The sequence below is a fragment of the Ensifer sp. genome (assembly GCF_035999185.1).
GTDB lineage: Bacteria > Pseudomonadota > Alphaproteobacteria > Rhizobiales > Rhizobiaceae > Ensifer.
This window is the reverse complement of record NZ_DASYHB010000115.1, coordinates 92,657-106,876: the sequence shown is the minus strand read 5'-3', so window position 1 is coordinate 106,876 and position 14,220 is coordinate 92,657. Positions and strand designations below refer to the sequence as shown.

At 63.1% G+C, this 14,220-nt stretch carries 8 protein-coding genes; 5 read left to right on the top strand and 3 right to left on the bottom strand.

All coding sequences use genetic code 11. The features are described 5' to 3' along the window. The first annotated feature begins 94 nt into the window (after positions 1-94). The 4 genes from VGO04_RS14445 to VGO04_RS14430 are packed head-to-tail and all read left to right on the top strand — an operon-like array spanning position 95 to position 5,312. Positions 95-1,105, top strand: coding sequence for an ABC transporter permease (locus VGO04_RS14445; protein WP_327496646.1), 1,011 nt, complete (start codon positions 95-97; stop codon positions 1,103-1,105). Next, positions 1,102-2,229, top strand: coding sequence for an ABC transporter permease (locus VGO04_RS14440; RefSeq protein WP_327496645.1), 1,128 nt, complete (start codon positions 1,102-1,104; stop codon positions 2,227-2,229). The genes VGO04_RS14445 and VGO04_RS14440 overlap by 4 nt, the downstream gene beginning before the upstream one ends. A 12-nt stretch (positions 2,230-2,241) precedes the next feature. Further along, on the top strand, positions 2,242-3,915 hold the full coding sequence (locus VGO04_RS14435) for an ABC transporter ATP-binding protein (RefSeq protein WP_327496644.1): 1,674 nt from the start codon (positions 2,242-2,244) through the stop codon (positions 3,913-3,915). Positions 3,916-3,938: 23 nt separating this feature from the next. Then, positions 3,939-5,312 carry an alpha-glucosidase/alpha-galactosidase gene (locus VGO04_RS14430; protein WP_327496643.1) on the top strand — a complete coding sequence of 458 codons (1,374 nt, stop codon included), beginning with the start codon at positions 3,939-3,941 and terminating at the stop codon, positions 5,310-5,312. A 99-nt stretch (positions 5,313-5,411) separates the two neighbouring features. Here VGO04_RS14430 and VGO04_RS14425 read toward each other — a convergent pair whose 3' ends face one another. The 3 genes from VGO04_RS14425 to VGO04_RS14415 all read right to left on the bottom strand — a co-directional run bounded on the left by VGO04_RS14425 (position 5,412) and on the right by VGO04_RS14415 (position 12,265). Then, positions 5,412-6,488 (bottom strand): GH25 family lysozyme, encoded by a 1,077-nt coding sequence (locus tag VGO04_RS14425; protein ID WP_327496642.1) that lies wholly within the window; start codon positions 6,486-6,488, stop codon positions 5,412-5,414. Positions 6,489-6,656: 168 nt separating this feature from the next. Then, positions 6,657-8,216, bottom strand: a complete 1,560-nt coding sequence (locus VGO04_RS14420) for a B12-binding domain-containing radical SAM protein (protein WP_327496641.1) — start codon at positions 8,214-8,216, stop codon at positions 6,657-6,659. Further along, positions 8,213-12,265: an AAA family ATPase gene (locus VGO04_RS14415; protein ID WP_327496640.1), complete on the bottom strand. Its 4,053-nt coding sequence runs from the start codon at positions 12,263-12,265 to the stop codon at positions 8,213-8,215. The genes VGO04_RS14420 and VGO04_RS14415 overlap by 4 nt, the downstream gene beginning before the upstream one ends. A gap of 192 nt (positions 12,266-12,457) precedes the next feature. Here VGO04_RS14415 and VGO04_RS14410 point away from each other — a divergent pair, with 192 nt between their 5' ends. Next, positions 12,458-14,158 (top strand): amidohydrolase family protein, encoded by a 1,701-nt coding sequence (locus VGO04_RS14410; RefSeq protein WP_327496639.1) that lies wholly within the window; start codon positions 12,458-12,460, stop codon positions 14,156-14,158. The last annotated feature ends 62 nt before the right edge of the window (positions 14,159-14,220 follow it).

Here is a 14,220-nt window from a genome sequence, read left to right as displayed (position 1 = left end):
CCCGGCGAGAAGGGCCTGAGCAACTAAAGCAACCGCTCCTCCGGTTGAAAGGCCGGAGGAGCGCTCGATCACCCCAACGACAGAAGGAAACGGCATGTTCAGGTTTCTGCTTGTCCGCATCGCCTCTGCCATTCCGGTGCTTTTGGTGCTGAGCGTGGCGACGTTCGCCATCATCCAGGCTCCGCCCGGCGACTACAGCGACTACATCCGCTCGCAGCTGATCAACCAGGGCGGCGCGTCCTATGAGGAAGCGGAAGCCCAGGCGCAGGCCTATCGCAAGGAACATGGGCTCGATCGGCCGATGGCGGTGCAATACGTCAACTGGATGACCGGCATTCTGACGCGTGGTGATTTCGGCCACAGCCTCTATTACAACAAGCCGGTCGCCGATGTCGTCGGCGAGCGCCTGCCGCGCACTTTGGCCCTAGCTCTCGTCTGCCATATCCTCGCGTCGATCATCGGCATTTCCTTCGGTATTATCGCGGCGACACGGCAATATTCCTGGATCGACAGCCTGCTTTCGACGGTCGCCTTCCTCGGCATGACGGTGCCGCGCTTTCTGATGGCGCTGATCATCGTCTACATTCTCGTCTTCCATTTCAATGTCAGCGAAATCAACAGCTTCCACTCGGCCCGCTATGGCGGCGCGCCCTGGTCCTGGGACAAGTTCGTCGACCTCGTCAAACATGTCTGGCCGGTCGTGGCGATCGCCACCTTCGGCGGCCTCGCCTACAATATGCGGGTGATGCGCGGCAATCTCTTGGACACGCTGAACGCTCAATATGTCGAGACGGCGCGCGCCAAGGGCTTGAGCGAAGGCGCGGTGGTCATGCGCCACGCGGTGCCGAATGCCCTGCATCCGCTGATCATGTACCAGGGCGTTGTGTTGCCCTACATGCTGACCGGTGAGATCGAGACCGCGATCATTTTCGCGCTGCCGACCGTCGGACCGGCCATCGTCGGCTCCATGTGGGTGGGCGACGTCTATGTCACTGCCACCTTCATGCTGGTGCTGTCGGCAACGCTGATCCTCGGCAACATCATTGCCGACATGCTGCTTGCAGCGCTTGATCCGCGCGTGCGTCTCGGAGGAGCCCCGGCATGACCGTTGAGATGCAAACAACCCTTCCGATCGCCGTAGAACCCAAGAACGAGCAACACAACGAGAGCTACCAGGCGCTGGTCTGGCGCCGGCTGAAGCGGTCCTGGACCGGCATGCTCGGCCTCGTGCTCGTCGGCCTGTTGCTCTTCATGGCAGTTTTTGCCGATTTCCTGTCTCCGGTCGATCCGAAGGCAACCGGCGTCGCCTTCGCACCGCCGCAGGCGATCAGCTTCACCGATAAGGACGGCAACTTCGTCTTTTCGCCGCGCAGCTATCCGCTGACCGAAGGCACGGAGCTCGACCCGATCACCTTCCAGCCGATCATCGGCCCGGATTACGACAACCCGCAGATCCTCGGCTTCTTCGTCAAGGGCGCGCCCTACCGCCTCTTCGGCGTGATCCCGGCCGAGCGCCATTTCTTCGGTGCGGTCGACGGCTCGCCGGTGCATCTGCTTGGAACCGACAAGTTCGGCCGCGACGTGCTCTCGCGCATTTTCGTCGGGTCACGCATCTCGCTGATGATTGCGCTGATCGTCGTCTCGATCGTCACGGTCGTCGGCACGACGGTCGGCATGGCTTCGGGCTATTTCGGCGGCCGTTTCGACGTCTGGACCCAGCGCTTCGTCGAACTGGTGCTCGCCTTTCCGCAGCTGCCGCTCTATCTGGCGCTGACCTCGCTGATCCCGGTGACGGCGCCGACCAATGTCTTCCTCGCCTTCGTCATCATCGTCATGTCGGCGCTCGGCTGGGCGCAGATGTCACGCGAGGTGCGCGGCAAGACCTTGGCGCTCGCCCGTATCGACTATGTGCGGGCGGCAATCGCCGTCGGCGCCAGCGACAGGCGCATCATCTTCCAGCACATCCTGCCAAACGTGATGAGCCACGTGATCGTCGCGGTCACTCTGTCGATCCCGCAGGTGGTGCTGCTGGAATCCTTCCTCGGGTTCCTCGGCTTTGCGGTCAAGCCGCCGCTCATTTCCTGGGGGCTGATGCTGCAGGACACCTCCACCTATTCCGTCATCGGGTCCTATCCCTGGATCCTCTCGCCGGTCGCCTTCGTTCTTGTCACCGTCTTCGCCTTCAATGCGCTCGGCGACGGCCTGCGCGACGCCATCGATCCCTATTGAGAAGGACGCATCATGACAGAGACATTCGACGTCCTCGCAGCCGCCCCGTCTGAGCGCAAGGATCTTGCCGAACGGGCCGGCCGGCCGATCATCGACGCGCGCAACGTTGCGGTTCGCTTCAAGGTCGAGCATGGCACGGTGGAGGCGGTGAAGGACGTGTCGTTCCAGCTTTACCGCGGCGAGACCATCGCCATCGTCGGGGAATCCGGCTCTGGCAAATCGGTAACGGCGCGCAGCGTCATGGGGCTGCTCTCCAAGCGCGCGACCATCGCCCCGCAATCGCGCATCGAGTACGACGGCAAGGACGTGCTGAAATTTGCGCCGCGCGAACGGCGAGCCTTGCGCGGCAACCGGCTGGCAATGATCTTCCAGGAGCCGATGAGTTCGCTGAACCCGGTCTATACGGTAGGCACGCAGATCATCGAGGCGATCCGGGCGCATCGCAGGATGAGCCGACGCGCTGCGACCGAGCGGGCGCTGGAACTCTTGCGCCATGTGAAGATCCCGGATCCTGAACTTCGCATCAACCAGTATCCGCACCAGCTCTCCGGCGGCCAGCGTCAGCGGGTGATGATCGCCATGGCGCTTGCCAACGACCCGGATGTCCTGATCGCCGACGAGCCCACGACGGCGCTCGACGTCACCGTGCAGGCGCAGATCCTCAACCTGATCCGCGACCTGCAGCGCGAACTCGGCATGGCGGTGATCCTGATCACCCACGACCTGACGGTGGTGCGGCAGTTCTCCGACTACGTCTATGTCATGCAATACGGCGAGGTGAAGGAACACAACACGACAGCGGCGCTGTTCGCCAATCCGCTGCATTCCTATACGAAACGGCTGCTCTCCTCGGAACCGTCGGGTGCCGCCAAGCCTTTGCCGGACAATGCGCCGATCATGCTCGACGGGCGGGATGTGAAGGTCTCCTTCATGCTGAAGAAGGGTGGTCTGTTCCGGTCTGAGTTTTCGGAACTCGTTGCGGTGGACAAACTCAGCCTCAATCTGCGCAAGCACGAGACGCTGGGACTGGTCGGCGAGTCCGGTTCGGGCAAGACGACTTTCGGCCAGGCGCTGATCCGCCTGCTCAACGCCGATGGCGGCGAGATCTTCTTCGACGGCATCCCGATCCACGACAAGGACCGCACGGCGATGCGCCCGTTGCGCTCGCGCATCCAGATCGTCTTCCAAGACCCGTTCGCCTCGCTGAACCCGCGCATGTCGATCGGCCAGATCATCGAGGAGGGCCTAGTCGTCAACGGCATCGGTGAGAACCGCAAGGAACGGCTCGACCGCGTTATCGACGCACTTGTCGCCGCTGGCATGCCCGGCAACATCCTGTCGCGCTTTCCGCATGAGTTCTCCGGCGGCCAGCGCCAGCGCATTGCGATCGCCCGTGCCATCGCGCTCGAGCCGGAATTCATCCTGCTCGACGAGCCGACTTCGGCGCTCGATCTCTCCGTCCAGGCCCAGATCATTGAGCTGTTGCGCAAGCTGCAGGACGAGCGGGGACTGAGCTACCTCTTCATCTCCCATGACCTCAAGGTCGTGCGCGCGCTCTGCCACCGGGTGGTGGTGATGCAGCACGGCAAGATCGTCGAGGAGGGGCCGGTGAGCGAAATCCTTTCCAATCCCAAGACCGCCTACACCGAAAGGCTCGTGAAAGCCGCCTTCGATGTGGCAGCATGACCGTTAGAACTGAGAGGCAATCCATGACCAGACAACCCAAGATCACCTTCATCGGCGCCGGCTCCACCGTCTTCATGAAGAACATCATCGGCGACGTGTTGCAGCGGCCGTCGCTGTCGTCAGCGACCATCGCGCTGATGGACGTCAACCCCGAGCGCCTCGGCGAAAGCGAGATCGTCGCCGGCAAGCTGGTGCGCACGCTCGGCGTCAAGGCGAAGATCGAAACCCATTCCAACCAGAGACAAGCGCTGGAAGGCGCCGACTTCGTCGTCGTCGCCTTCCAGATCGGCGGCTACGAGCCCTGCACGGTCACGGATTTCGAGGTGCCGAAGAAATACGGCCTGCGCCAGACGATCGCCGACACACTCGGCGTCGGCGGCATCATGCGCGGGCTTCGCACCGTGCCGCATCTCTGGAAGATCTGCGAGGACATGCTGCAGGTCTGCCCGAACGCCATCCTGTTGCAATACGTCAACCCGATGGCGATCAACACCTGGGCGATTTCCGAAAAGTTTCCGACGATCCGCCAGGTCGGTCTCTGCCACTCGGTCCAAGGCACGGCCTTCGAGTTGGCGCGCGATCTCGATATCCCGGTGTCGGAGATCCGCTACCGTGCGGCCGGTATCAACCACATGGCCTTCTACCTGAATTTTGAACACAAACAGCCTGACGGCAGCTTCCGCAATCTCTATCCGGATCTGATGCGCGGCTACCGCGAGGGACGATTCCCCAAGCCCAGCCACTGGAACCCGCGTTGCCCCAACAAGGTGCGCTACGAGATGCTGACCCGCCTCGGTTATTTCGTCACCGAAAGCTCGGAGCATTTCGCCGAATACACGCCCTATTTCATCAAGGACGGCCGTCCCGATCTGATCGAGAAATTCGGCATTCCGCTGGACGAATATCCGAAGCGCTGCGTCGAGCAGATCGAGCGCTGGAAGGGACAGGCGGCCGCCTTCAAGGAGGCGGAAAAGATCGAAGTGGCCGAGAGCCACGAATACGCTTCCTCGATCATGAACTCGGTCTGGACCGGCGAACCTTCGGTGATCTACGGCAATTTGCGCAACAACGGCTGCATCACCTCGCTGCCCGAGAACTGCGCGGCGGAAGTGCCGTGCCTGGTCGATGCCTCGGGCATCCAGCCGACCTTCATCGGCGACCTGCCGCCACAGCTCACCGCGCTGATCCGCACCAACATCAACGTGCAGGAGCTGACGGTGCAGGCGCTCATGACCGAGAACCGCGAGCATCTCTATCACGCGGCGATGATGGATCCGCATACGGCGGCCGAACTCGACCTCGACCAGATCTGGTCGCTCGTCGACGATCTGCTCATCGCGCATCGCGACTGGATCCCGGAATGGGCGCGGGTTTCAAAGAAGGTCCAGGCGGCCTGACATTTTCTCCCGGTCAGGTCGCAATTAAGCCCCGGAACCTCACGTTCCGGGGCTTAAGCTTTCTGCAGACGAAGACTTGAAGGCGACGAGCGCGCCGGGTCAGTTCGCGCGCGCTTCCAGCCAGTCGTGCCATTGTTCCTCGCTGCCGTGGAACACGTTGAGGTCGATCTTGCCGTCAACGCCTTGCGACAGGCCCGAGCCCGAATACTGCCAGAACAGCCACTTGCTGTTCGGGTAGACGATCGACGGGTGCTGGGCGACCGCGCGCAGCCAGAACGGATACTGCTTGAACGCGCCCTGCAGGTTGTCCTTGTAGAAGTCCGGTGCCGTATAGATGATCGGGCGCTGGCCATAGTGCGCTTCGAGCTTGTCCATGAAGACCTGCATCTTTTCGCGCACGCGCTCGGGCGAAAGGCGGCGCTTGCAGCTGGATTCGCCGTTGTACTCGACGTCGATGACAGGCGGCAGTGCGCCGGGCTCGCGCGGAACGTTGCGGATGAACCAGTCGGCCTGCTCGCCGGCGGTGCGGCACCAGTAGAAGAAGTGATAGGCGCCACGGCGCATGCCGGCTGCCTTGGCGGCGCGCCAGTTCTTCTTGAACATCGGGTCAAGATGGTCGCCGCCGTCGGTCGCCTTGATGAACGCGAAGTTGGCCCCTTGCGTGCGCAGCTTTGCCCAGTCGATGTCCGCCTGCCAGCGCGAAACGTCGACACCGTGCACGGCCATCTTGCGCGGATTTTTGGCGCGGCCAAAATTGATCGGCTTGGCGTCGCGGAAGCGATGACCGTAGATCTGCGAGCGTCCGCGCGGCATCGCCTGCGTCACCGGATTTTCCGGCGCAACAAAGGCGACCGGTCGCGCGCCCGGAACGGGCGCCTCCAGCGTCGTCGTTGTTGTCGTGGTCGTGTTGGCCGCGGGTGCGAAGGCCTCGGGTTCCGGAACCGGTCCGGCCCAGGCGAGCATTTCCTGCGGCGGGGCGTCCTGGATGTTTTGCGGCGGCGTCGCCTGTGCTACCGCCTGACCGACGCTCGCTGCCGGCACCGGCGCTGCCGTCAGCGCAACGGAACTGGTGGTTTCGCGCGAAGGGCGCGGCGCGATGGCATCGAGGCTCGAGCTGGAGGAGCAGCCGGAAATCAGGCCGGCAAGCAGGATCGCGGTCGCAGACGAAAAACGCATGGGCACCCGTACGCAAAACAAGGTCGACGGCGATCGCCGGCCGACAGGTGTGAAATAGCTAACGGAAGCTTACCCAAAAAGTTTGAATCCAATCTTACCAACGGAACCCAACTTCACGCACTCAAGGTTGCAGCCGGTACGTCACATTGACGCAGTTTCCGGATGCCCTCAACCGGGCGTGGGTTCCAGGCCGTGACCGGCCCTCCGCCGCCGACTGCCACGGACGTCGAGATTGCGAGCGATGGTTTCGTCGAGCGCGCCCGACGCGTCGGTAATCATCGTCGGCGCGAAATGTGAGCGGAAACCTTCGCCCACCCGGAAGGCTGGCGTGTAGAGCGGACCGAGCGGCTGCGTCGTCGTGACATAGGTGAGCTTATCGTCGTTTCCCGAGCGCTGCGGCAGACCATGACGATGCATGACCGATGGCAGGGCAAGGCGCAGGCTGTTGGCAAGCAAATGCGCCATCTGTCGGCCCGAGAGCGAGCGACGGTAGTTGCGGTAAAAGCCAAGGCAATGACGCAGGATGCGACCGCGATTGCCGTCGAGCCGCGACAGCTTGCGCGCAAACAGCGCGACGTCGTCGAGCGCGTCGAGAGGACGAGTCATCAGCGTGAAGCCGTCCATGTCGCGCAGCTTGGCTTCGGGCAAGAAGCGTCCTTCGGCGGCGCATTCGTCAAACAGCGGCGTGCCGAGCAGCGGGATCGTCAGGCTCAGGAATGCCGGCAAGGGCATCGTGCTTTCGCCGGTGATAAAGGTGAGTTCGTCCTGCATCGCCTGCATCGTTTGCGACGCCGGATCGAACATCAGGCCGTACTGGAACGCGACGCCGGCCTTGAGGCAGGTCTGAATGGCTTCCAGTTGCGGAACCACCAGGTTCTGCTTTTTCTGGTAGCGCTTGAGCTGCGCCTCGTTCAGCGTTTCGACGCCGCTGAAGAGGCCGAGACAGCCGGCCGCCCGCACCGCTTCGAGATTGTCGAGGTCGCGGAAGAAATCCCCGGTGACGAGCGCGATCCAGCCCTGGAACAAACGCTCCTGCCAAAGCTTCCGGATCAGTTCAAGCTTGGCATGAAAGACGTCCTTGCTGTTGCCGTAAAAATTGTTGTCGATGAACAGCACGTATTTCCGGGCCGGTACATTGCGCAACTGGGCTTCAATATAGCCGAGATCGTAGCTGTGGTAGCGCCGGCTCTCGGCCGTGAGCGCGCAGAAGCTGCATTTGAAATTGCAGTAGCGGCTCGTCTCGACATAGCTGATCGGACCGCCCCAATTGGCGAGGTCGAAGCGCGGCAGGATCGTCTCGGCCACGGCCCATTCCCCGAAGACCTCACCAATGACGGTTTGCATTTCCTCGATATCGCCATCGCACGCGTAGTCGAAGGTCTCGGCGCTCGATACCGGCAGATTGCGCACGACCGGCCCACCGGCGACGACGACGCAGCCGGGCGATTTCGTGCGGGCATAGGCCGTCAGGTGCCGCATCCGGTCAAAGGCGGCGGTTACGCCGGTCAGAACCAGCATGTCCAGCTCCGCAAAGGCGGCTTCGTCGACGAGCGGCCCGTCGTGGAATTCGCTGTAGCAGCGAAGGTTCACGCGGTCCCTTGCAAAGGCGCCCGCCAGGAACAGGTGGCCGGTTCCCTGCGGCATGAAGTCGGGACGGCCCCTGGGGTTGCGGGTTTCGTCAAAGTGGGCAAGCACGATGAGGATGCGGGGCGGGCTGGTGCGGTTCATGCGCGACCTCCCTGAGACCGGGCCATTGGGACATGCTGCTGAAGATCAACCTGATCAAACGGAAGGACCTCGCTCCAGGCGGCCCGGCGCAAGGAAAACATCGTCTCAAACGCCTGTCGCGACGCCGCATCCTTCGGTCCTGCCGCGTGGTTGAGCGACGCGAGCGCGACCGCCGGCATTTCCAGTCGGATCGCCTCTGCAAAGGCGTATTGCGCGCCGCGTTCGGCGCGCCGCTTTTGACCACGTCTGAGATTGAGCGTCGCCTCGCCGAGCGCTGCCGCCGGGCGGCCGATCGGGTACACCCGCGCGAAACGCTCGAGCTTTCCGAGAACCAATTGTGCCGCTGCCAGGTCGCCGCCAGCAGGGTCGCTGGCGACGTCGAACAGGCGGGCGAGCGCCGGCAGCGTGCGGGTCTTCATCGCCGGGTTCAGCGTTCGGCACCAGGAAAGCGCGCTCTCGAGCCAAGCCGTCGCCTCGCTCGCGTTGCCCTTGCGCCGTGCGGCTTCACTTAACAGCGAGGCACCTTCGATGCAGTGGACGAGTTCCAACCCTTCCGCCTTTTCGCGAAGGATCCGCTCCAGTTCGTCGAGGTCGCCATCAATCGCATTCCATCGGCCAAGTGCTGCATGACCCCGCACGCGGCCGAGCAGGCCGCAGCCGAGCACCTGGGTGTCGCCGCGTCGGCGCCCTTCCTCGCAGATGCGCTGAACCAGGATCTCCCACGGCGCTATGCCCTCGAAGGCGGAGGTTAGCAGCCACGGGCCGGAAATGGTCTCGAGGCCGACGGCGACTTCGCACCACCGCCTCAGATCGCCGACGGTGGCGGCATTGCCGAGGCCAGCCTCGAAGGCGCGCTTGCCTTCGCGCCAGTGACCGACGCCGATTTGGTACATGCCTGACAGCAGGTCGACACGGACGCGCGTTCCCAATTGATCCACGCGTTCCGAGAGTGCAGCGGCCAGCCGGCTGTAATGTTCGGCCTGGCTGTGCAGCGGGATCACGCCGCATATTGCCCCAAGGCTCGCGTAATTAGTCGCTGTCGTGGGCGACACGAAGCGGTTTCTCTCGGCAAGGTTCGTCGCCCTGAGCGTCGCATGGATCAGCCGCAGTTTCTCGCTGGTGAAATAGTAGATCCGCGTCAGATCCTCGTGCGCTCGTGCCACAAGCAGGAACGGGTCTGAGGGCGACCGCGAGATTTCGCGCTTCAGGATCCAGTCCGGGTCCCGATGCGTCGCACGACGCCACACCTGTTCGGCGAGGTCGAGCACGAGGTGAAGCGCAAGGCCGGCTGAACTGCGCGGAAGCGGCATGCCGGACAGCCGCAGTCCTTCCTCGTAGGCGTGCCGTGCGGCTTCGGCGCGACCGAGATTGAGGCTGGCTTCGCCGAGCAGGAAGCAGGCGGCCGCCCGTCTTTGGGCAGCGATCGTGATCGCAAGTTCGTGCGCCGTCTTGAAGAAGCGCGTGATCAGGTCGACGACCGCGGCATTGTCGAATTGGCGCAGACGCAGTTCGGCGACGCGATCCAGATAGTTGAACGCCAGAGCGGCCTCGCCGGCGCGCTCCCAGTGGCTGAGGATGCGCGGCAGGTTTTCGGCATCGTCGAGTTGTCCACGCTCCTCCATCGCCAGGGCGATGGCGCGATGGGCTTCGCGGCGCTGTTCGGTCAGCATGCTGTCGTAGATGGCGCGGCGGATGACGGCGTGGCTGAACATGAAACGGCCCGGGCGATCGTCCACGGGCTTGATCAAATGTGCCGCCTGCAATCGAGCGAGGCTTCCTTCGATATCGAGCGCCGTTTTCCGGATCGGCGCCAGCGCGCTCAATTCGGCCACCGAGAAAGCCGCACCCATGGCGCTCGCGATTTTCAGGAGCACTTGCAGTTCCGCCGGAAGCTGATCGGTCCGGGCCGTGACGGTGGCCTTGGCGGTGTTGAGCAGCGTCGCGTCGTTCGAACCGGTTTCTGCCAGCGAGATGGGCGCCTCTGCAGCCTTCGGCAACCGGCGTTCGTCGATCATCCGACAGATCTCGCAGATCAGCAGCGGGTTTCCCGCCGACTGGGCATAGACCGCTTCGCCTATGCCGTCTGCCGGCGAATTGCTGCCGATAGAGGCGCGAACGAGCGCGATCGTGCCCTCGAAATCAAGCGGCATCAGATCGAGTGTCTCAGCGCCGTTATGATGCTGACCGGTCCAACGCGACACGTCTTCCTGCGTTCTCGTCGTCCGGGTCGATACCACAACCGGCACCGGTGCGGCTCCTGAAACCACGCGTCCCAGAAGTTGGCCGGAGGCCTCGTCGAGCCAGTGCACATCCTCCAGAACGATCAGCCCCTGTGCCGGGGCCAGGCTGCTGCTCATGAGCTCGCTCAAGAGTTCGCGCAGTCGGTGGGAGCGGCCGTCGCCCGACATGGCGCGGGTCTCCACCGTGTCGGTCAAAGCGAGGTTGATGGCATCGTTCAGCAAGGGCGCGAGATGCGCGAGTTCCGGCCTTTGGACGAAGAAACGCCCCACCTGATCCGCGGCTTCCACGCCACGCAGGTCACCGATGCCCAGCAGGTCACGGATCACGCCGCGCCAGGCAAAATAGGGCACGTCGCTTTCGATATCGTCGGCATTGCCGACAAGAACGCGGCTTCCGCGATCGCGGCAACGTTCGACGAAGGTGCGCAGCAACGCCGATTTTCCGACGCCGGAATCACCCTTCACGATCATCACGCCGGACTGCGCCTTGCCCGCGCGCTCCAGGTAGGCGGAAAGTGCCGCAAGCTCGGCTGCCCTGTTGAGCAGGATCGGGGTTCCGCCATCGATTGCCGGCACCGTCTCCTCGATCGGTGCGAAGGCCGTCACGCCGCCGCGCACCCCGGGTATGGCAAGGGACCATGGCCCGGCAAAGGCAATCTGGCCGACGGCCTCCTTTTCCGTCGCCTGGTCGACGAGGATGCGGCCAGCGGCAACGCTTGCCAGCCGAGCGGCCATGTTCACGGCAGCGCCGACGACCGTGTAGTCTGCGCGATGGCTTGCCCCGAGCGCGCCGCAGAAGCTCTCGCCGGTGGAAATGCCGGCCGACAGACCCAGATCCGGCTGCGCGAGCTCGCGCGACAGCCGAAGCGCTGCAAGGATCGCGCGTCGGGCATTGCCGGCGTGTTTTTCGCCCGGCAGCCCGAAGACCGCGAAGACCTCCAGCCCATCGCCATGCAGGGCCGTGTGAAGGATTTCCCCGCCGGTGCGGCCGACCACGGCGATCGACCGGCTGACCAGTCTGTTCAACCGGTCGAGATCCGCATCGAGGTCCTTGCCGGTCACGTGCACGAACAGTGCCGTCACGGTCCTAAGATCCGCGAGCCACTCCGAAAGCGGCGACAGAAGGCGGCTGCGAAGGGAAAGCGGCAGATAGGCTTCGAGCTGCTCGTGGGCGGTGCTCGCACGCGCTGGGCGTGGCAGGCTTGCGGTTCCAAGGGGGCTGATTTCTTCGAGGCGCGTGGTCCCGTCGCGGCTTGGGCCGCCCCTGGCGTGCTTGCCAATCAGCTGCCACACCGCGTCGGATACCAGTATTTCGCCGGCATCGCTCAGCTGGCCGCAATGGTCGGCCTGGGCCAGGCAATCGCCGCCGACGATCAGCCAGCGCTGATCGATGCGGGGGACGAGGTGCAGCAGGGTGATGGCGCCAGCACCGACGGCGATGCGCAATTGCAGCGCGTCTTCAGGACCGCCTGGCGCCTTGATCTCTTCGCGGATCCGGCCCGCGCAGTAGCAGCTTCGCCAGGCAGTCTGTTCGAGTTCATCCGGGGACGACGCCTGCCAGCCGGCAAGCAAACTGTCGCCCGCGAAGCTCAAGACCGTGCCGCCATGGCCTTCCACGTGCCTGATGAGCGCGCCCATGAAGCCGTTCAGAAGCAGGCTGACACGTTCGGCGCCGGCCGCGCGGTCGCTCTCGGACCATTTGGCGGTCAGGCGGGTGAACCCAGATATGTCGGCAAAAAGCAGCGAGCCGAGGAAATCTTCCCGCGCCGGGCCAGACGATTCCGTTGCTGTCGGGGAGGACCATTGCACAAGGGCTCCCGACAGGTAACGTTGGAATTCATATTTGCCGGCGCCACCAACCACGCAAAAATCTCCCCAAGATTTCAGAGTAACATGCCTCTCTCCCAACTAAAAGGCAGGTCGAGTTGATCTACGATGTGTCAGTAACGGCAAGTAAATACCTATTCCATAGGTCCGATGGACGGAGTAATGTTTGCCCGATTGTTCGAGGGGGTCTCGCAACAGGAGGGGACGATGGGGGTCGACTGGGCTGGTCCGGTTGCCGCCGTGACACGACGCGATGTCTTGCGACTTGTCTCGGCAGGTGTTGCGGCGAACGTGCTCTCCGGATGTCGACATGACTGGCCCCCGCCCGGCGAATGCGACCTGGACTATCCTGTCATCGATGTTCATTGCCATTTCTTCAATGCGGCGGACGTGCCGGTCGAGGGGCTCGTGCGCTACCTGGCGCTGCGGGAAGGAACGCCCGGTAAGATACCGACGCCGGTCGTGAACGCCTTGGCCGTCGTTCTTGTCGTTGCGCTCGCAGATGTCGCGCCGGAAGCGAAGGACGAGCTTGCCGTTCTCCAGAAGCGCGCGCGCCCTCTCTCCGAGGCAGAACTCCAGAGACGCAAGGACAAGCAACTGTACAGAGCTGTCGAGGCGCTCATTGCGCTTGCGAAAAAGGAACGGTCGACGAGCGAATTCGTGCAGGGCTTCTTCGGCGAAGAGCCCGCCTACGACGCTTTGTTGGATCAGCTCGCGGACCGCGCCAACTTGCCGCGCTCGTTTCTGGATGGCATTGGCGGTGTCAGCCCAACTGATATCGACGCGATCGTCAAGGCCGCCAAGACCCACGACATCTTTGGCGTTTACATCAGGTTCGTGCAGCTGATGCAGGACTACCGGATGGACCTGGCCGAGAACTACCTGCGGATCTACGCATCCAGGTGCTCGCTGTCTGTCATCACGCCGAGCATTCTCGACTTTGAGAAGTCGATTCCCGGAAAGGCTTCGCCGCAGTGCGACCAGATCGACGTCATGGACGAGATACAACGGATCGTGGCCAGGGAGCGGGGCATCCGCATGCACAGCTTCGTCGGTTTCGATCCGAAGCGGGAGGTGTGTGATCCAGGCTCCTCGCTGGAGAATGTCGAATACGCGATCATGTGCAAGGGGTTCATCGGGGTCAAACTCTACCCGCCGATGGGGTTTCAGGCGACAGGCAATGCCAAGCCGATCGAAGCCGCACTGAAGAAGCTTTACAACTGGTGCTGCAAGCACGACGTGCCGATCATGGCGCATACGGAAAACAGCCTTGGCGCGCATTGCGGATTCGGCAACTTCGCAAGTCCCGTGCATTGGCGCAAACTGCTCAATGATCGCCACTATAGAGATTTGAGGATCAATCTGGCGCATTTTGGCGGCTTCGACGAAAGCCGGCGCAAGGGGGAGCCGACCGGTATTCTGGTTAACTGCGAAAGGGACAAATTCTCCGGCCCCCCGAGTTGGGAGAAGATCATCGGAAAGACGATCCGTGACGATCATCGAGCAAACCTATATGCCGACCTCAGCTATCTGAGCGAACTGGTCAGCACCACAAGTGCAGGTTTGCACTATGATATCCGCAAGCGCCTGAATGCCTGGCTCAACGCCTATGACCCAACAGCCCGTCACCTGATGTTCGGGACGGATTGGTCGATGATGTCGCGGGAAAGGAACTACAACAACTACGTTGCGCGAATGGTCGACGGGCTCGCACGAGCCGGGGTGGGCGAGGAGCTCCGGCAGAACATCTTCTGGCGCAATGCCTCCCGCTTCCTCGGTCTGGATCGTCCCGGGCCAACGCGCGAGCGGATCGCCGCCTACTGCAAGACGCATGAGCTTGGCACGGATTGGCTTTCCGAAATCGTGATCGCCTGAAGCGCGGTTGGATTGCGCCGGGGCAATCGCGCGCTCGTTGCCGAACCACGGTACGCGCAGGG